This is a genomic window from Corynebacterium aurimucosum ATCC 700975 (assembly GCF_000022905.1).
GTDB classification, from domain to species: domain Bacteria; phylum Actinomycetota; class Actinomycetes; order Mycobacteriales; family Mycobacteriaceae; genus Corynebacterium; species Corynebacterium aurimucosum_F.
The window spans coordinates 999,913-1,018,139 of sequence record NC_012590.1 but is presented as its reverse complement, the minus strand read 5'-3'; the positions used below and the strand labels follow the sequence as shown (position 1 = coordinate 1,018,139).

15 protein-coding genes and 1 tRNA gene are annotated in these 18,227 nt (G+C 58.4%); 3 read left to right on the top strand and 13 right to left on the bottom strand.

Annotated elements, in window-relative coordinates:
• Positions 1–66 precede the first annotated feature (66 nt).
• Together CAURI_RS04865 and CAURI_RS14270 are read right to left on the bottom strand one after the other, a co-directional pair.
• On the bottom strand, positions 67–1,497 hold the full coding sequence (locus CAURI_RS04865; protein ID WP_157753237.1) for a hypothetical protein: 1,431 nt from the start codon (positions 1,495–1,497) through the stop codon (positions 67–69).
• A gap of 413 nt (positions 1,498–1,910) precedes the next feature.
• On the bottom strand, positions 1,911–2,555 hold the full coding sequence (locus tag CAURI_RS14270) for a DUF3558 family protein (RefSeq protein ID WP_420805236.1): 645 nt from the start codon (positions 2,553–2,555) through the stop codon (positions 1,911–1,913).
• A 158-nt stretch (positions 2,556–2,713) separates the two neighbouring features.
• On the opposite strand from CAURI_RS14270, the gene CAURI_RS04845 reads away from it, so the two are divergent.
• Positions 2,714–3,930, top strand: a protein-coding gene (locus CAURI_RS04845) for an IS3 family transposase (RefSeq protein ID WP_157860598.1) whose coding sequence is annotated in 2 segments (ribosomal slippage) — positions 2,714–2,975 and positions 2,975–3,930 — 1,218 coding nt in all. Because the reading frame shifts where the segments join, the coding sequence is not laid out codon by codon here.
• Between the two features lie 821 nt (positions 3,931–4,751).
• On the opposite strand, the gene CAURI_RS04840 is transcribed toward CAURI_RS04845, so the two are convergent.
• The 7 genes from CAURI_RS04840 to CAURI_RS04810 all read right to left on the bottom strand — a co-directional run bounded on the left by CAURI_RS04840 (position 4,752) and on the right by CAURI_RS04810 (position 10,479).
• Positions 4,752–5,552: a Bax inhibitor-1/YccA family protein gene (locus CAURI_RS04840; protein ID WP_010187374.1), complete on the bottom strand. Its 801-nt coding sequence runs from the start codon at positions 5,550–5,552 to the stop codon at positions 4,752–4,754.
• A 258-nt stretch (positions 5,553–5,810) separates the two neighbouring features.
• Positions 5,811–5,887 (bottom strand) — tRNA-Leu (locus tag CAURI_RS04835).
• Positions 5,888–5,965: 78 nt separating this feature from the next.
• Positions 5,966–6,928 carry a Ppx/GppA phosphatase family protein gene (locus tag CAURI_RS04830; protein WP_010187382.1) on the bottom strand — a complete coding sequence of 321 codons (963 nt, stop codon included), beginning with the start codon at positions 6,926–6,928 and terminating at the stop codon, positions 5,966–5,968.
• A 16-nt stretch (positions 6,929–6,944) separates the two neighbouring features.
• Positions 6,945–7,493: a DUF501 domain-containing protein gene (locus CAURI_RS04825; RefSeq protein ID WP_010187383.1), complete on the bottom strand. Its 549-nt coding sequence runs from the start codon at positions 7,491–7,493 to the stop codon at positions 6,945–6,947.
• Positions 7,494–7,527: 34 nt separating this feature from the next.
• A complete protein-coding gene (locus CAURI_RS04820) occupies positions 7,528–8,031 on the bottom strand; it encodes a septum formation initiator family protein (protein WP_010187384.1) in 504 nt (167 codons plus the stop codon).
• Between the two features lie 236 nt (positions 8,032–8,267).
• Entirely contained in the window at positions 8,268–9,545 is a 1,278-nt protein-coding gene (eno, locus tag CAURI_RS04815; protein WP_010187392.1) for a phosphopyruvate hydratase, read from the bottom strand.
• Between the two features lie 142 nt (positions 9,546–9,687).
• On the bottom strand, positions 9,688–10,479 hold the full coding sequence (locus CAURI_RS04810) for a lysozyme family protein (protein ID WP_029158859.1): 792 nt from the start codon (positions 10,477–10,479) through the stop codon (positions 9,688–9,690).
• Positions 10,480–10,718: 239 nt separating this feature from the next.
• Between CAURI_RS04810 and CAURI_RS04805 the strand changes: the two genes are divergently transcribed.
• Positions 10,719–11,141: a hypothetical protein gene (locus tag CAURI_RS04805; protein WP_010187396.1), complete on the top strand. Its 423-nt coding sequence runs from the start codon at positions 10,719–10,721 to the stop codon at positions 11,139–11,141.
• Here CAURI_RS04805 and CAURI_RS04800 read toward each other — a convergent pair.
• Complete coding sequence (locus CAURI_RS04800; RefSeq protein WP_012714962.1) at positions 11,138–11,755, bottom strand: MazG nucleotide pyrophosphohydrolase domain-containing protein; 618 nt, start codon at positions 11,753–11,755, stop codon at positions 11,138–11,140. The genes CAURI_RS04805 and CAURI_RS04800 overlap by 4 nt on opposite strands.
• An 81-nt stretch (positions 11,756–11,836) precedes the next feature.
• Between CAURI_RS04800 and CAURI_RS04795 the strand changes: the two genes are divergently transcribed.
• Positions 11,837–13,324 (top strand): amino acid permease, encoded by a 1,488-nt coding sequence (locus CAURI_RS04795; protein ID WP_010187409.1) that lies wholly within the window; start codon positions 11,837–11,839, stop codon positions 13,322–13,324.
• Here the strand turns inward: CAURI_RS04795 and CAURI_RS04790 are convergent.
• Genes CAURI_RS04790 through CAURI_RS04780 form a run of 3 tightly spaced genes read right to left on the bottom strand, consistent with a single transcriptional unit; the run spans position 13,321 to position 18,061 of the window.
• Positions 13,321–13,803 (bottom strand): hypothetical protein, encoded by a 483-nt coding sequence (locus tag CAURI_RS04790; protein WP_010187411.1) that lies wholly within the window; start codon positions 13,801–13,803, stop codon positions 13,321–13,323. The genes CAURI_RS04795 and CAURI_RS04790 overlap by 4 nt on opposite strands.
• Positions 13,803–17,441 (bottom strand): transcription-repair coupling factor, encoded by a 3,639-nt coding sequence (gene mfd, locus CAURI_RS04785; RefSeq protein ID WP_010187414.1) that lies wholly within the window; start codon positions 17,439–17,441, stop codon positions 13,803–13,805. The genes CAURI_RS04790 and mfd overlap by 1 nt, the downstream gene beginning before the upstream one ends.
• Positions 17,417–18,061 (bottom strand): TetR/AcrR family transcriptional regulator, encoded by a 645-nt coding sequence (locus CAURI_RS04780; RefSeq protein WP_049754573.1) that lies wholly within the window; start codon positions 18,059–18,061, stop codon positions 17,417–17,419. Before CAURI_RS04780 ends, mfd begins: the two co-directional genes overlap by 25 nt.
• Between the last annotated feature and the right edge of the window lie 166 nt (positions 18,062–18,227).

The window sequence follows — 18,227 nt, the reverse complement described above, 5'->3', positions numbered from 1 at the left end:
GCGGCGCCCCGAATAGTCGGGTGCCGCTTTTAGCATTTGAGGGCAATCACCCTCAACCACATGCCCCTAGTTTTCTTCGCGGGCCCAATCCCCAATGACTCCCGGCAACACCGCAGGCGCTTCGCCGAGCAAGTCACGGCGGTTGGGGTCGCGCTCCACCTGCGTCGTAACGGATTTGATCCGACGCTCACCATCGCCGCCGCGTGCCATTCCGCCCATCAGGGGCATCATGCGCATCCCTGCACCGCGCGCATTGCCAACACCCGACTTCGCGCCGTGCGCTCCGCCGGCAGCGCCCACGACACCACCGGCGTTGCCAACGGCACCAGCGCCACCAGGGCCAGCCACGCCGCCCATACCAACGGCGCCACTGCCTGCATTACTGCCCAGGAGGCCACTGCTGCTTAGCGACGCCCGCCCTTCCCTCTGCTGACCAGCCCCTGTTCCCGCCCCTGGAAGGCCACCGAGTACCGGGTGTGTTCCGGTCTGGGGCCCGCCGAAAGAAGAATTCAAACCGCCCAAGCCCGCCGCGGATGTGGTTGGATTCGCTGATGCCTCCGGCAAACGACCATTGAGTCCCGCAATTCCTCCGGGAAGCTGGCTTCCACGTCCTTCAGCGAGACCGACTGATCCCAACCCATTGAGACCACCTGCCGCATAGGGCGCACCGCCCGGGGCAGTCGTGGCTCCTGTCATCGTGCCATGAACCGGGTTAAGAGCCCCGATTCCCGCACTAGCGGCCGATGTGTTTACCTCGGCTGCATCGATGGGTGCCAGCGCCTCACCAAAGCCAAGGTCGCTAAGAATACCGCGCCCACGGTTCTGCAATTCTCCATGAAACTTCGCGATATCCTCAGGGCCCATCCCGACGCCTTCAAGCCCTTGGATCTGACCATTTGCGACATCAAAAGACCCAGGCCCCACAGCGCCACTCTGTATTGCTTCAGCGATCTTTTGGGGCCAGGCAACCCCATCTGTGTTGTACCGGTTTCCGTCGCCCGCGACCGCCCCAAAATGCGTGCTGGTATCCCCACCACCGCTGGGTGGTGCCGCATCCATGAGTGCATGCTGATACGGCATAGCCGAAATCACCTGCTGCTGCAGAACACCCTGCATATAGGTCAATGCTGCCCTTTCAGCGGCTGCGCGTGCAACAGGATCTGGAATCGCTGCAACCTCGAATGCCAGGGCAATGGCTTCGGGTTGCACGTTTACTAGCTGCGCTTGGAAGCCAAATAGCTTCTGCTGCATAACATTTGCATTAGCTATGAAGTGTGTTCCTGCCTGCGCGACCTCACGAATCTTTTGTGCCGCACGAGTAGTAGCTTCGCTGTCATTCTCCGATTCCAAGGACGCGGCTGAGCGCTCAAGTCCGGCGACGATATCGGCGACTTCCCCGCTCAGCGCTCCCCACCGTGCGTTGGCTTCTGAGACATCCCAGAAGCGTGTGCTGAACAAATTCGATGCCAGGCCCATAATCGACGCGCCGGGATCCACGATTGGAACAGTAAATCCAAACGGACTGTAGCCCGGGTCTGGTTGTGACACTATCGGCATCGACGATGCCCCGCCTCCCCCGCCAGCATCAGCAACATCCAAACCCCGGCTGGTGAGTTCGTCTTGTGATTCGAAGCTTGCTAATTCAGTTTGGAGTGCCTCCCCGAGCCAAGACACCTGCCCTCTAAACCCCTCCAAGGAATTGCGCGCCGACCCCGGATCCGTAGCCAGCACACGCTGATGAATTGCACCAACTTCACTTAGGCCAGTAACCGTGGAGAAGCCTCCATCTAGAGGGCTATGCACCCTTTGCGTGGCCAGAGACAGATTTTGACCGAGATTGTTAATTGCGTCGACTTCTTGATTTAAATTTTCTTGATTAATAATCATCGCTTACCCCGAGCCCCATCAAACTAGATAGCGGCGCTTGCTAACCTTTCAACGTTTTTACAGTTATCTGCTATCGAAATAGCGTCGGACAAGTTCGTCCAAGAGATTGAGATCGTCCCCTGTACAGTCTCCATATACCCAGTGCAGGTCGCGTTCGTTATAAACGATTCCTCAACAAGATAGATTGATTTGGCTTCTTCTCCAGTCGCCTCCACCCCGTCAGGGAACGCTGAGCGAACCTCAGAGATAGTGAAATCTCTTGACGCCACAGTCACGCTTGCTTTACTTCCACCCTGATCCTGCGCCTCAAACTGACAAGACCGATATCCAGTTTGGCGTTTAACCGAACCAGTAGACACCAAACCCAAGTCTTCAAACACTGCTTGAGTCTCCGTGGTACATGGATCAAATACTTGGAATCCAGGCACCGTACGATCAAATTCACCAAGCGGCGGCAGCACCCCACCTCCCGCACGAGGCTCGCCGCGTGAAGCCTGGTCCTCCCGCGACCTCGTGGCGGTGGCATCAGCGACCCCCGAGTCCCCTGAGCCACCGCCGGTGTTATCGCCAGGAAAATTGTGAAAGTCCCCCGGATTATCACCATGGTCGCGAGCACCTAGACCTAGCGGAGATGCACAGTTTGACAGCACCCCGATACAAACCGCCATCAGCACTAGGCCCCCGATTCGCTTCATGGTTTCCCTTCAACCAACTTTCCTGACTGTCAGAAGCCCCTCGCTGAAGCTGAAAGCTTCGAGCGGCTTCTTGAGGTTACCCTCGTTTAGTGGACACCCTATTTGTACGGATCTTGTGTCCGTAAGAGAGGATGTTCATTGTGAGTCAACAGCGCAAGAAGTACACGCCTGAGTACCGGCGTGAAGCCGCGAACCTGGTAATCGAGTCAGAGCGCCCGATTGCCCATGTGGCTAAAGAGATTGGTGTTTCCGCCGGGCTTTTAGGCCGGTGGGTCAAACTAGAGCGTGAACGCCGAGGAGCCTCGGATGGGATGAGTGAGGCTGATCTTCGTGCTGAGAATGCTCGTCTGCGCCGTGAGTTGGCGGAAGCCAAGATGGATAACGAGTTTTTGTCAAAAGCGACAGCCTTCTTCGCCGCGAAGCAACGCGAGCAGAAAAGTTCGAACTAATGCAGCAGGAGAAGGCGAACTACAGCATCAAGCGCATGGCACGACTATTAAAAGTATCTCGGTCTGGATACTACAAATGGGCCCATGTGCAGCAGAAACGACTATCCGGAAAGGATGATCGGGCAGCATTTTACGATGATGTTGACCGTAAGATTCATCAGATTTGGAAAGACTCTGATGAGGTTTATGGTGCTCCGCGGATCACCGCAGAGCTCGCCGAGCGCTACCGCATTTCGCTTAACCGTAAGACTGTGGCGAAGCGGATGCGCATGATGGGCATTGAAGGGATTTCACCGCGTGCCTTTGTCCCGGTGACTACAATCCAAGCCAAGCGTAAGTCGAGTCTTCCTGACCTGGTCAAGCGCATGTTTGATACTGGTGAGCTCAACCGGGTGTGGATGTCGGATATTACCTACCTTCGCACCGGTGAGGGCTGGCTGTATTTGTGCGCGGTCCGCGATGGTCATTCCCGCAGGGTATTGGGCTGGGCTATGGATAGCGTGCAAGACACAAGTTTGGTCGAACGGGCCCTGCGGATGGCGCATACACTGCGCGGTGATGTTCCTGATGGGCTGGTGTTTCACGCTGACCGCGGAACGCAATTTACCAGTGAGAAGCTCTGGGAGGTCTGCAGCAGACTGGGCATTGCTCAGTCTGTGGGGCGTACTGGTGTGTGCTTCGATAACGCGATGGCTGAGTCGTTCTGGTCGACGCTAAAGACTGAATTCTACGACCGTAAGCGCTGGGCGAGCCGTGATGCTGCACGCAAGGCTGTTGCCTACTGGATTGAAGTCGTCTACAACCGTCGGCGCCGGCACTCTGCACTCGGAATGGTCAGCCCCGTCGACTTCGAGAACCACGCCGGCGCAATCAACAGCAGAAAAGAAATAGCTGCCTAACCACTAGGTAGCTCCACTACGTGTCCACGATTTGCGGGCAACCCCATTCTGCGACCAGAATGCCTGAGAATTATCAAGATGTCGCGCCAGCCCCAAATAAAGTTCGTGCAATATTTCCAGACAGAACAACTATTCGATGCCATTAATAGAACTTTTATAAATAGTCGCTGGTCATAGCCTGTAAGAAGCTTGGATGCTGACAGTGAGCCACATGTGACCGAGCTGCCGATTATAACCAAGTGGGGGTCCCCTAATTACAACACTGTCAACTTCAGGGTGTCGTTTTCCAATACGAAAGCAGGGAGCCAAACACCTCACACGCCCACACTCGGCAACATCTCAAGAACGACATAAAAGCCCAGCTAGCTCCACCGACAGCCAGGGGAATACAACGACGCCGCAACGCAATATTGCGGCTTAGCAGCAGTCACATCAATGCCGAAGGACGAGCGGTGCCCCACCGGTCCCCCGAATTCCTACTTTCAATCTTCGATAAATCGAACATTTCGCCCATAGCCACCAAGAGAACCTTCGGCTTCACAAGCATAACTAACTGGATGGTAATCCACGTCGCGCGGGGAAGATGACTAACGTGCCGGATGGAATTGATACACAATCACACACAGGACTTCAGGAACATTTGTACTAACCGCTGGCTAGCTCCGGCGGTTTTTAGTACTGAGGCGACAGAGAGAACACTCCGGCAATAACCGGCGAGGTGCCCAATAGAAACTTCTCGACGGCTCACAAAAGAAACCGGCGGCCAACATCACAAAGTTTGTGGTGTCGGCCGCCGGTTCGCAACAGCGCTATGAGACTAATTAGTCCCTGAAGTAGCTCAGCAGGCGGAGAATCTCGGTGTAAAGCCAGACCAAGGTCACAGCCAGACCAAGAGCGATACCCCAGGCGTACTGAGCCGGAGCGCCCTGACGGATGAGGCGATCAGCTTGGTCGAAGTCCGTCATGAAGGACAGCGAAGCCAAGACGATGCAGACGAGCGAGAAGATGATGGCAAGCATGCCGCCGTCACGCAGCGGATTGAAGCCGAAGAAAATAGCACCCAGCATGTTACCCAGTGCCAACACTGCCACACCGGCAATAAGGCCGAACATGATCTTGTTGAACTTTGGGGTGACCTTGACCGCACCGGTCTTGTAGACCATCAGCATGCCGATAAACACACCGACGGTGCCCATGATGGCTTGACCAATGAGCGCCATGCCATCGGAATTACCGAAGGAGACGCCGGCGAACATGAGCGAGAATCCGCCCACGAAAAGGCCCTCAAACACGGCGTAGATCAGCGTCACCGCAGCAGAGCCAAACTTCTTTCCAAAAGTCGAGACGAGGACAGTAACGAAACCGCCTAGCGCACCAACCAAGGTAAGGATCATGGCAATACCCGGGTTAACCAACTCACCGATGGCAAAGTTGAGTACGGCCATAACGATAATGACACCAAGAGTAATACCAGTCTTGGTTACGACATCATCAACCGTCAGTGGACGATCGGCGCTACGATTTCCCTGGTTAAACGGATTGTCGTTCTGACCGTAGGGGTTAACCTGGGTCTGGCTTTGGCTGGATGAGAGGGAACTCATGACGGGGTTGCTAGAACGCACGCGAATCCCGATTCCTTTCACAGTCTTTCTCTAAAAAGCGGCCACTCGAGGCCGCCTTGTCTTTCATTTCACTAGGATCAACGCTCCCCATTGCTAGGAAGTTCCCAAAAATCTCACAATTCGCAAAATTATCCCCGTTTAACAGGGACTCGTCGCCAAGCACTGCCCCTCGCCTACGACTACCACGTTGACTAAATCGAGACTTTTGGGATAGTTTTCGCTCTCCACCCCCGATTGAACCAGCGTTTCCACTGGTCATGGTGCCCCCAGTGGGACTCGAACCCACACTGAATCGATTTTAAGTCGACTGCCTCTGCCGATTGGGCTATGGGGGCCAAACCGTGCCCACTTATCTTAGGGCAAGGATAGTCATGAACTGAAAATAGGGTCGGCTTCTGCGCAACCTTCCGCCCTTAGCTCAGTAGTTTTGCTGCAAGGCCAGTAATGATGCCATCGAGGATGTCCTTCTCACTGATGAAGAAAGAACGTGCCTCGCTATTGCGTTCAATCATCGTCATGATGCCCTCGACCGCCACGCATCCACCGCCGATAACATCCGCGCGTCCTGGGTGGATGACGGGATTGAGAGCACGAACATCCGAGGGCAGACCAATCATTTGTCGGGTGAGCACCCGCAGGGCGTCGAAACGCAGCTCGGAGCCATGAATGGAATCAGCATCGTAGCGTTCCATCCCCTGGGCCAGTGCCGACAGAGTCGTAAACGTACCGGCGCAGCCAACGAAGGTCAGGGCTTTATCGATAGGAACGATCTTCTCAACTTCGGCCATGCGCTCAGCCACGTAATCCGTAGCGATCTCAATTTCCGCTTCGGTCGGCGGATCATTGCGCATGATGCGCTCGGTAAGGCGCACACAGCCCATTTGTGCCGAGTGGGAGCCGAGAATCTCACCGTCGATGGTGCCAACGACGAACTCCGTCGAACCACCACCCAAATCGATAACGCAATATGGGCCTTCCTCAGAATGCAGGTCCCCCACCGCGCCAGTAAAGGACAGCAGTGCTTCCTCTTCGCCGGAGATAACCTCCGCGCGAGCACCAGGCTGGACTTGACCGAGCAGTTCCTCAGTCATGTCAAAGAACTCGCGGTGATTCTTTGCATCGCGGGTGGCTGAGGTGGCCACCATGCGCACGCGCTCGACCTTCTCAAACTTCATCTGCTTGACATAGTTTTCGAGTGCCGCGCGGGTCCGCGCAAGGGCCTCTGGTTCAAACTCGCCGGTGGCGTCGACGCCCTGTCCGAGACGAACAATCTCCATGGTGCGGGAGATATCGCGGATCTTTCCGTCTTCCTGAATCTCACTAATAAGCAGGCGGATGGAGTTGGTTCCGCAGTCGACAGCAGCGACGCGAGTCATAAGGCTAGCCTTTCTCTTAACCGGCGTTAGAAAAATCGAACTGGGCCATATCAATGCCCAAGTCCCCCACGGTGGGCCAATCCTCTGGGATGGCGCTTCCTCGAAGTTTACCGTGTTCTGCGGCCATCGCTACGGCTTCGGTGCCGAACCGTACGCGGCCTGGCCCCTCCGCCAGAGCATAAGCGATAAGAACGTGAAGGCACTTCACGCGCTCAGGCATGCCACCACCGGAAAAGTCAGTACCTAGGTCTTCCATGGCGTTGCGGGTTGTCAGGTAGTGTTCATGCGCGGCTTGGTAATCCTTCTTCAGGTCCTCATCCTCTGCCAGGCGCTGCTCCATCCATTTCATGACATGGGCAACTTCAAGGCGCGATGCTTCGGCGGTCAAGCGCGGGTCGGTGAGGTAATAAAGAGTGGGGAACGGGGTGCCGTCGGGAAGCTTAGGCGCGGTCTTAATCACCGCCGGAGCTCCGTCCGGAGTGCGGTATGCAATGTCCACGACACCACGTGGGGTGCGGCCCAGTTGTTCGCGGACGACTTCAAGATCAGCATCGGTCACGGTCATAGGAACCATTGTGACACGGAGGAATGGTTGAGTCCTATTCAGCAGGGGCTTCCGATTGATTCTCTGCTTCTTCTGCTACCGAATCCCACAACACCGTGTACCACTCGCGGTCATCGGTATCCTCGCGGCGCTCAGAAGTTACCGTGTCACCCGAGTCCATGCGTGGATCCATAATGCGGAAGGCCGTTTCACCCTCATCCATCACACCGAACCGGCGACGCGCCTCTTGCTTGACGTACTCCTCCGAGTTGTACTTATCAATCTCTGTGAGGAGGTGTTCCTTGTGGGCCTGCTTGGCGGCAATAGAGCTTTCTAGGCGGGCAATTTCTGATTGGCCGTGGTAGTAATTGCGCAGCGGAACAGCAATGGATAATAAGACTACGAGAACAACGGCAATGATCACGCCGACGCCCAGAATGTCCAGACCCTTGGGCTGGACCGGGGTCTTCTTCCGTTTGGTGCGCTGCGCATCGCGGGCACGCGTGTGTACCGGAACGGTGTTCCGGCGCTTCGTGCGGGGAGAAATAGTGCGTGCCATCGGGAAGCCATTGTATCCCGGACCGGCCCCAGTGCTGTGCGGCGCGCGTCGTGTCTCAGAAATAACACGTGTCACAGAAGTTTAGAGTCCGTTCCACTAGGTGCGCTGCGTCAGCTTAGCCTCCACGGCTGCCCTCCCAACGCAAAAGGTGCCACAGTTTCCTGTGACACCTTCTGGATTAACGCTAGCTTAGCGAACAGTCCGAGAAGACTGACATCAGAAGCTAGTGGGCGAACTTAGCCCTGGAAGCGCGGGAATGCGGAGCGTCCGGCGTAAACAGCAGCATCGCCCAGCTCCTGCTCAATACGCAGCAGCTGATTGTACTTGGCCACGCGCTCAGAGCGGGCCGGAGCACCGGTCTTGATCTGGCCACAGTTCAGGGCGACTGCGAGGTCAGCAATGGTGGTGTCCTCGGTCTCACCGGAGCGGTGGGACATCATGGTGCGGTAACCGTTGCGGTGAGCCAGCTCGACGGCGTCAAAGGTCTCGGTCAGGGTACCAATCTGGTTGACCTTGACCAGCAGAGCGTTGGCAGCCTTCTTGTCGATGCCCTCCTGGAGGCGGGCCGGGTTGGTGACGAAGAAGTCATCGCCGACGATCTGAACCTTGTCACCGAGAGTCTCGGTGAGCTTGGTGTAGCCCTCCCAATCATCTTCCTGCAGCGGGTCCTCGATGGACACGATCGGGTACTTAGCAACGAGCTCCTCGTAGACCTTGGCCATCTCCTCAGCGGTGTGCTCGCCGCCCTCGAAGTGGTACTTGCCGTCCTTGAAGAACTCGGAGGAAGCAACGTCGAGCGCCAGAGCGACATCCTTGCCCGGCTCGAAGCCTGCCTTCTTGATGGCCTCAATGATGAGATCCAGAGCAGCCTTGGTGGACTCAGCCTCCGGAGCGAAGCCGCCCTCGTCACCGAGGCCGGTGGACAGGCCCTTGGACTTAATAACGGACTTCAATGCGTGGTAGACCTCTGCGCCGATACGCAGCGCCTCGCTGAAGCTTTCTGCGCCGATCGGGGCAATCATGAACTCTTGAACGTCCACACCAGAGTCTGCGTGGGCGCCACCGTTGACAATGTTCATCATCGGAACGGGCAGGACGTGAGCGTTCGGGCCACCTACGTAACGGTAGAGCGGCAGGCCAGCGGACTCGGCAGCGGCCTTAGCTGCTGCGATGGACACGCCCAGGATGGCGTTGGCACCGAGGCGGGACTTGTTCTCCGTGCCGTCCAGCTTGATCAGAGCCTGGTCGATGAGGCGCTGATCATCGGCCTCGAAGCCGGCAAGTTCATCAGCAATCTCTTCGTTGACGTTCTCAACAGCCTTAAGAACGCCCTTGCCCAAGTAGCGGTCACCACCGTCGCGCAACTCGTGAGCCTCGTGAACACCGGTGGAAGCGCCAGACGGAACGCCGGCGACACCGCGTGCGCCATCGTCGAGGAAGACTTCAGCCTCAACGGTGGGGTTGCCGCGGGAATCAAGAATTTCGCGTGCCATTACGTGGATGATGTCAGCCATGCTGCTTTCACTCCTATAGAGCCAAATTGATCTTGGTTTGTGTTCTGGGAGGTGCTCCCAAACCACCTGCAGCCAATTGTTCCAGAAAACTTCGGAACGTGTCGGGCTTAAACGGACAACGTGACAAAGATCTAGGAAGGGACTAGGACGTCGCAGGCTGTTCAATGGCGTAGGAGTTCGCCGCTGCCGCCACTTTACGCAGGTAGTCCTCTGATTGGTTGTAGTTAAGGACGGCTGAGCGCCAGCCTTCCGGCGTGGAAAGGTCCCTATCTCCAAAACACAACAATGCGGCGGCACCTAGCGCAGCATCGTCGATCTGGTTGGGATCAGCCACCCCATCGCCATTGGCATCACGGCCTAAATGCTCCCAAGAAGAAGCGATAAATTGCATCGGCCCGACGGCGCGATCAAACTCGGAATCGCCGTCAATCACGCCGCCGTCACTATCCGGAACCATGGTGGTGTTGTTCGTGCCATCGAGAGGTATACCCACGATGGGCGGGTCGGGGTAGCCGTTCTCATCGAGCGAAGAACGGTGAAAGAGATTGCCGTTATAGGTCCCGTGTCGGCTTTCAACCCAGCCGATCCCTGCGAGGGTATTCCAGCGCAGATTGCAGTTCGGCCATGATTGCCGCGCAATCAACTCCGCATTGCCATAGGCCCGCAAGGCCTGATCGGGGATGCTGGTGGCATCAGCAAGCTGGTCGGACCACCACGTCAATTTATCCGCCGTGCGCCCCGGACCTTCGACATCAATATTGGGCACTTCTACCCCGCCCACGGGTGGTAGATCCTCTGGGACGGGGGAAAGCTGCCGGAACGGGGATGGCTTATCTAGGAAGGAAAGACTCCAGGCCACCAGGGAAATGATCAGAATGATAGCCAAGACAATGCCAAGGCCACAGCCCCCGATCCTCCTAAGCCCCTGCGTCATAAAGGTGAATACTACAGCCCGTTGCAGGAAGGGGGTCGAGCGACACAGAGGGCGCCACGCGGCGACCGCATAGACAAGGCCCACGACCATTGCGGAACAAAAGTTATGTCAAAATGTTCCCATGCGTAACATTCTGCGCTACACTGCAGCGTTGAACAGAGAGCCGAGGCCCCGCTGGTGCTCCACGTTCTATCACTGTCCGTTCTAGAAACGTGCTTTTCTCTTAGTCAAGGAGTTCCATGTCCATCCGTCGTATCCTCGCTACTGCTTCCGCCGTTGTCACTCTGGGTGCCATCGCACCCGCTACCGCCTCCGCCGCTTCCCTTACTGAGCTGGGCGGCTTCCTTTCCCAGGGCATCCAGTCGGCTGACTGCAACACCCTGCGCAGCACCCTCACGCTCATCGATCAAAGCACCGAAGGCGAGCTTCTGACTCCGGACACCACCCGCAACCAGCTTTCGAAGAACCTCACCGCACTGGGCAACTCCGCGGAGCTCGGTCCGCTGGCTTTCGCCGCTGTGAAGTACGCCGGCCAGACCGCTGACCGCGCCCTCGAGTGCAAGATTGTTAAGGAAGACACCATCGCCACCGGTGGCACGGGTCTATCCTCCAAGATCGCTGACTATGCTCCCCTGCTGTCCTCCATGATCCAGAAGGGCTAGTCCTTCTTTTCTCGGGCCTTACCTTCGGCCCACAGGCGCTCCTGCTCCTCTACCCCCACGATGTCCTCTGAGCCATCAAAAAGGTAGGGCGCGCGGGAGCGCATTTTGTTGACGAAAGACATCGCAACATCATCAAGGTTAAAGGCCCCACGCCGCGCCGCGATTTCGGCGTGGAAGAGGATCTGCAGGAAGACATCGCCCAATTCCTTGAGCAGCTCAGCATCCGAAGCGTGCTCCCGCACAGCCTCGGCAAATTCCGCGGATTCTTCCTCCAAATACGGCAGCAGAGTCTCGTGGGTTTGATCGCGCTCCCACTCCCCAATGCGCCGCGCACGCGTCATCACCTCGCGCGCTTGCCACATCGGTTCCTCCAAGGAGGGGGCTAGGATGAGCTCCGCGTGGGCGTCGATAAGCGCGCGCACCTGCGGATGGGAAGGATCTGTGCTCACCACAACACCGTGGCCTGCAGGATCCTCACCGCACAATAACTGGTCGAAGTCCCAGCGAACCTTCACTGGTACTTCATCGGTGAAAACAACAGGTCCCTGCAGCTTTCCAACGGCCTCCATGGGTATTAGGGTGGGCCAGCGCGGATCTAACAACAGGACAGTCATAAGCAACGAGTATAGGTCCCAGCCTCCATGAACTTTCGCTGCAGTTGCACAAAAGCCCGCCTAAAGGGGTATTTTTAACCAATGACCACTTCCAATCTCACCGAATCGCCGCGCACGCACTCCGTGACGCTGTGGACGCTCGTCGCGCTCATCATCGGTTCCACGGTGGGCGCCGGAATCTTCTCTCTACCGCAGAACATCGCCTCCGTGGCTGGCCCTGGTGCCATGCTCATCGGCTGGCTCATTGCTGGCGTGGGCATGCTCTCTGTTGCTTTCGTTTTCCAGATCCTGGCTCACCGCAAGCCACATCTCGACTCCGGCGTGTACTCCTATGTTCGTGCCGGCTTAGGTGATTTCATCGGATTTACCTCTGGTTGGGGCTACTGGCTCGGCTCCGTGATGGCGCAGGTGGGCTACGCCACCCTGTTTTTCAACACTATCGGCCACTACGTCCCTTTCTTTGACGCCGACCACCGCTGGGTTTCCGCCATTGCGGTGTCGTTGCTGTCCTGGGGTATTTTTGCCGTGCTTGCCCGCGGCATTAAGCAGGCGGCCATCATGAACATGGTGACCTCTGTGGCCAAGATTGTGCCCATCCTGGCCTTCATCGTCATTCTCGCTTTCGTAGGCTTTAGCTGGGATAAGTTCACCCTGGATATCTGGGGCAAGGCTTCCGACAAGTCCCTCTTCGAACAGGTCCAGGGCATCATGCTCTTTACCGTGTGGGTCTTCATCGGCGTGGAGGGCGCATCCGTGTATTCGAAGCAGGCGCGCACCCGTTCCGACGTCGGTCGCGCCACCGTCATCGGCTTCATCAGCGTTTTGGCACTGCTGGTCTCCGTGTCCACGCTGAGCTTCGGCGTACTCACACAGGAAGAGCTTGCAGCACTGCCGGATAATTCCATGGCTTCCGTGCTCACCGCTGCGGTCGGTGAATGGGGTGGCGCGCTCATTTCTCTCGGCCTGTGCCTTTCCGTGCTCGGCGCCTACGTGTCCTGGCAGATGCTGTGCGCGGAGCCGATCGTCATGATGGCCGTCGATGGTCTTCTCCCCCGCAAGATCGGCACTGTGAACATCGCCGGCGCGCCGTGGGTAGCGCAGCTGATTTCCACGCTGACGATTCAGCTCTTCGTCATCGTCTTTTTCCTCAACGAGACTTCTTACAACGCCATGGTGCAGCTGGCCACCATCATGTACCTGCTGCCCTACATCTTCTCCTCGCTGTACCTGGTTCTCTTGGCCGTGCGCGGCAAGGGACTAACGCACCCGCATGCCGGGGTGCGTTTCGACATCTCGGGCCCGGAGATGAGCCACCGCGAGAACCGGCGCCATCTCTTCATCGGCCTAGTCGCCTTCATTTATTCCATCTGGCTGATTTACGCTGCTGACCCGGTCTACGTGCTGCTTGGTGCACTGGCCGTGGTCCCCAGCATGATTCCTTACGTGGCCACCCGCCTGTACAAGAAGGAACGCGTGTTCAATACTTTTGAGTGGTTCGTGGTTGCGCTGGTGATTATCGGCGCGGTGGCTGCGGTGTGGGGCTTGGGCACCGGTCGTTTGGTGCTCTAGAAGGCCTCGGGCGCCGAGCGGTGCGATAACACCGCATACGCGATGCAGCTCACTAGCCACAGCACATGACCAATGGCGCTGACGACGAGGAAGATGCCACCAGTAATAGAGGCCGCTTCCTCGTTGCCAAACCACCACGTCGGCACGGTGGCTGGTCCGATGTCCCCAAAGTCCGGCAGGTTGGCGTTGCCCACGATGAAGCCGATGAACGCTAGGGCCATCGATGCCCATGCCCACTCCAAGCGGCTTGCGTAATCACTGCGGATGAACAGCGGGAGCAACCCGAGAAACACCCAGAAGCCAACCAGGAAGATCCCAAACATCACCAAAATGAAGGTGAGCCAGCCACCGTTCTCACCGCTGAACTTGATAACCAGGGAGACGGGGATACTGAACAACGCCGCGAACATCCACACCACCATCATGATGATTCGGGGATTAGCTCTACTAGGCCCAATGTGGTTGTTCGCGGCGTCCATTATTTTTCTCCTACGCTAATGACGTTCTTTTTAGTCTTAGCACCGCTGACGTCGACGCGCTCGAGTTCGAACATCGACGCCAAGAAATCCGCCATCCACTGCAGGAGTTCAATGTCTCGCAGCTTGGGATCAGTGACATTGCGGCCAGCCTTGGGGAAGTTGAGCTGAATGGCCTTGGCCGCCGCGCGGTAATTCGAGCCCGGGAAGAGGCGCTTGAGGCGAACCTGTTTGGAATCCGCCAATTCCACCGGGTGGACCTTAATGCGCGTGCCCTGCACCGTAATATCGCTGACCCCGGCCCGGCGGGCCTGGTGGCGCAGGCGTGCTACCGCGAGCAGGCGTTCCACTGGCTCCGGAACGGGGCCGTAGCGGTCCTGCATTTCCTCCACCACGTGTGCCAGATCCGCATTCTCCTTGGAAGCTGCGAGCTTGCGGTAAACCTCCAGGCGGAGACGTTCGGAGTTGATGTAGGACTCCGGGATATGAGCATCCACCGGCAGGTCGATGCGGATTTCCTTTGGCCCTTCGTCCGTGACCACGGGGGTCTCCCCGCGCGCAAGCGCCTTGAAGGTCTCCACAGCCTCACCAACGAGGCGCACGTAGAGATCGAAGCCCACGCCAGCGATGTGGCCGGACTGCTCGGCGCCCAGCACGTTGCCGGCGCCGCGCATCTCCAGGTCCTTCATGGCCACGGCCATGCCCGCACCCAGATCGTTGTTCTGGGCGATGGTGGCCAGACGGTCATAGGAGGTCTCCGTCAGCGTGGCGCCCTTCGGGTAGAGGAAGTAGGCGTAGCCGCGCTCGCGGGAGCGGCCCACGCGCCCGCGCAGCTGGTGGAGCTGGGACAGACCCATGTGGTGGGCGTTTTCCACGATGAGGGTATTCGCATTAGCGATGTCCAGGCCGGTTTCCACGATGGTGGTACACACCAGGACGTCGAATTCGCGGTCCCAGAAACCCTGGACGGTGCGTTCAAGCACGTCCTCGTTCATCTGGCCGTGCGCGACGACGATGCGCGCCTCCGGCACTAGGTCCCGCAGTTCGCGGGCCTTCTTCTCGATGTCAGCGACTTTGTTGTGAATGAAGAAGACTTGGCCATCGCGCAGCAGCTCGCGGCGGATGGCCGCGGCCACCTGCTTATCCTCGTACGCACCCACATAGGTTAGGACCGGGTGACGGTCCTCCGGTGGAGTCAAGATCGTAGACATCTCGCGGATGCCCGCCATGGACATCTCCAAGGTGCGCGGAATCGGTGTCGCGGACATGGTGAGCACGTCCACGCTAGCCTTGAGCGCCTTGATGTGCTCCTTGTGCTCCACACCGAAGCGCTGCTCCTCATCCACCACGATGAGGCCCAAGTTCTTCCACTGCACACCGGTCTGCAGCAGGCGGTGCGTGCCGATAACGATATCCACGGAACCATCCGCCAAACCGGCGAGAATCTCCTTGGACTCCTTGGCCGAAGTAAAGCGCGAGAGCACCTCGATATCCACCGGGAAACCTTGCATGCGCTCGCGGAAGGTATCGGCGTGCTGTTGAGCCAGCAGGGTCGTGGGCACGAGGACCGCCACCTGCTTGCCGTCCTGCACGGCCTTGAAGGCTGCACGCACGGCTACCTCGGTCTTGCCGTAGCCCACATCACCGACGACCACGCGGTCCATCGGCACCGTGGATTCCATGTCTTCCTTGACGGCATCGATGGCCAGCATTTGGTCTTCCGTCTCGACGAAGGGGAAGTTATCCTCCATCTCCGCCTGCCACGGGGTATCGGGGCCAAATTGGTGACCGGGTGCTGCCTGGCGCTTGGCATAAAGCTCCACCAGCTCCCCGGCGATCTCGCGCACTGCGGCGCGCGCCTTCTTCTTGGTGTTCTTCCAATCCGAGCCGCCCATCTTGGACAGCGTCGGCGCTTCGCCGCCGGTGTACTTGCTCAGTAGATCCAAAGAATCCATGGGCACCCACAGCTGGTCGGCCGGCTGACCGCGTTTGGACGCCGCATACTCCAGCACGATGTACTCGCGGCGGGAGGTCTCATCACCGGATTGGACGGTGCGCTCGGCCATCTTAAGGAACTTGCCGATGCCATGAGTCTCATGCACCACGTAGTCGCCCTGCTTGAGTGCGAGGGGATCCACGCGGTTGCGGCGCTTTGCTGGGCGACGCTTCGCCCCCGCAATATCGCCCACACGGTTACCCGTCAGATCGGTTTCCGTGATGACAACGAGCGGCAGCGCCTCAGCATCCTTCAGCTTGCGTACCTTTGGGAACACCAGACCCGCATGGGACAAGGCCTGGTAGAGCGTGACCTCGCCGGGGCTCGGCTCCCACCCAGGAGTGGCCACCTTGGTGGGGATGCCCTTTTCCGCGAAGCGCTCCACCATGCGCTTGATCGCACCCTGCGCAGGGGCGATGAAGGCGGCACGCCCGCCGGCGGTGGTGTGCGCCAGAAGCTGCGCCATCATGGCATCAATCTCTGTGATATCACCGCGCGGAGTAGGTCCGGGCTCAAAGTCCAGCGGCAGGGTTTCCGATTCGGCGGCGGCGAACATCCCTGGCGGGGCGAAAGTCCACAGCGGGGCCTCGATATTCCGGCACGTCGTCTCTAAAGACTCATAGGAGCGGTAACTCGACGCCGAGGTGTCCAAGCCCTCGGCAGCCAACGGACCATCCGCGCCCATCGCGGCGGCCTCCCAGCCAGCAGCCAAGAACTCCGCATCGGTGGATTCCAGGTCTGCAATGCGGGTGCGGATCTTCTCCGGCGCCACGAGCAACACATGGGTGCCTGCTGCAAGGAGTTCAGGGAGGGTGACAAAGGGGACGTCGGCAAGCACGGCCAGCACGGCTTCCATACCTTCGGCCGGGATGTGCTCCCCTACTTTGGTCAACAGCTCTGCCAGAGCCGCATTGCCCCCAAACTTCCGCGCCAGCTCGCGGGCACGTGCGGCGACCTCATTAGTGATCGGCAGCTCGCGGGCGGGATAGATAGCGACCTCGCCGACCTCAATCTCGGGGATGGCACGCTGGTCCGCCACAGAGAACTGACGGATATCCGTAATCTCATCGCCCCAAAACTCGACGCGCACCGGGTAATCGGAGGTTGTGGGGAAAACATCGAGAATGCCGCCACGCGTGGCATATTCACCGCGCTTGGCCACCATATCCACGTGCTTATAAGCGCGAAACTCCAGCTCTGACAGGATATGAGAAAGCTCGTGCTCATCTTCTTCCTTCAGGAAGATGGGCGCACGGCCCTCCACCTTGCTCAGGATGGGCTGGCAATATCCGCGGGCAGAGGTCACCACGACCTGGGCTTTGCCCGCCCCCACGAGGTCGAGCACACGCGCGCGCTTGCCGACGATATCCGCGGCCGGCGACAACCTCTCATGCGGAAGCGTCTCCCATGCCGGGAAGTAAGCGACCTTATCCCCCAGCATGGCCGTCAGCTCCGCGGTGAGATCCTCCGCCTCGCGCCCGGAGGCAGTCACCACCAGCACCGGCGCATGGTGCGCCAGCGTGCCGATGGCCCACGGGCGCGCCTGGTCAATGCCAGTAATGTGCAATGAGGCTTCCCCCACTTGGGAGGCGAGCCCTTTAAGTTTCGGATCTGAGGCGGCTACCTTGAGCAGCCCGCCCAGCATCGGCGTTGCCACCTACTTACTCCCTTCAACTTCGGTGCTGCTTCCATGCCGGAAAGACCATTCCAGCACAAGTTAACGATGTGTGCCGCGACGGTCTCCCGCGAAGGCTCGCGCACGTCCAACCACCACTGCGCCGTGGTGGCCACCATGCCGACGAGCGCCTGGCCGTAAAGCACCGCCAGCTCGGGGTCGAGACCGCGGTGTTCGAAGGCCTCACCGAGAATATGCGCAATCTGATTTACCGCCGTGTTCAACAACGTGGAGAAGCTACGCTCCTCCCCTGGCTTGGAGTCACGCACGAGGATCAAGAAACCATCGGTTTCCTCCTCCACGTAGGTCAGCAAAGCGACGACCCCCTGCTCGATGCGCTCGCGCCACGACCCCGTCTGCAGTGAATCCGTCACAACCTTCTCTAGCGCGACAAGCTCACGGTCGATGACGACAGCATAGAGGCCTTCTTTACCTCCAAAGTGCTCATAGACCACCGGCTTGGACACACCAGCGCGTGCTGCAATGTCCTCGACGCTGGCGCCATCGAAGCCGCGTTCTGCGAAGGCTGCACGTCCTATGGAGATCAACTGCTCACGGCGCTCACGCCCGGTCATCCTTTGTCGAACCATGTCTACTACTGTATCTCCCCCACTGGACATCGCCGGCACCAGCTAAAAGTCGGCCGTTAACCACGCTCCCGAAAGTCTCGGGCACCTGTTTAGGTTTGGTCAACACCTGTCATGTAATATGTCCTCCAGCGCACATAATATGTGCGCAGTTTCCCCATGGTGTAAT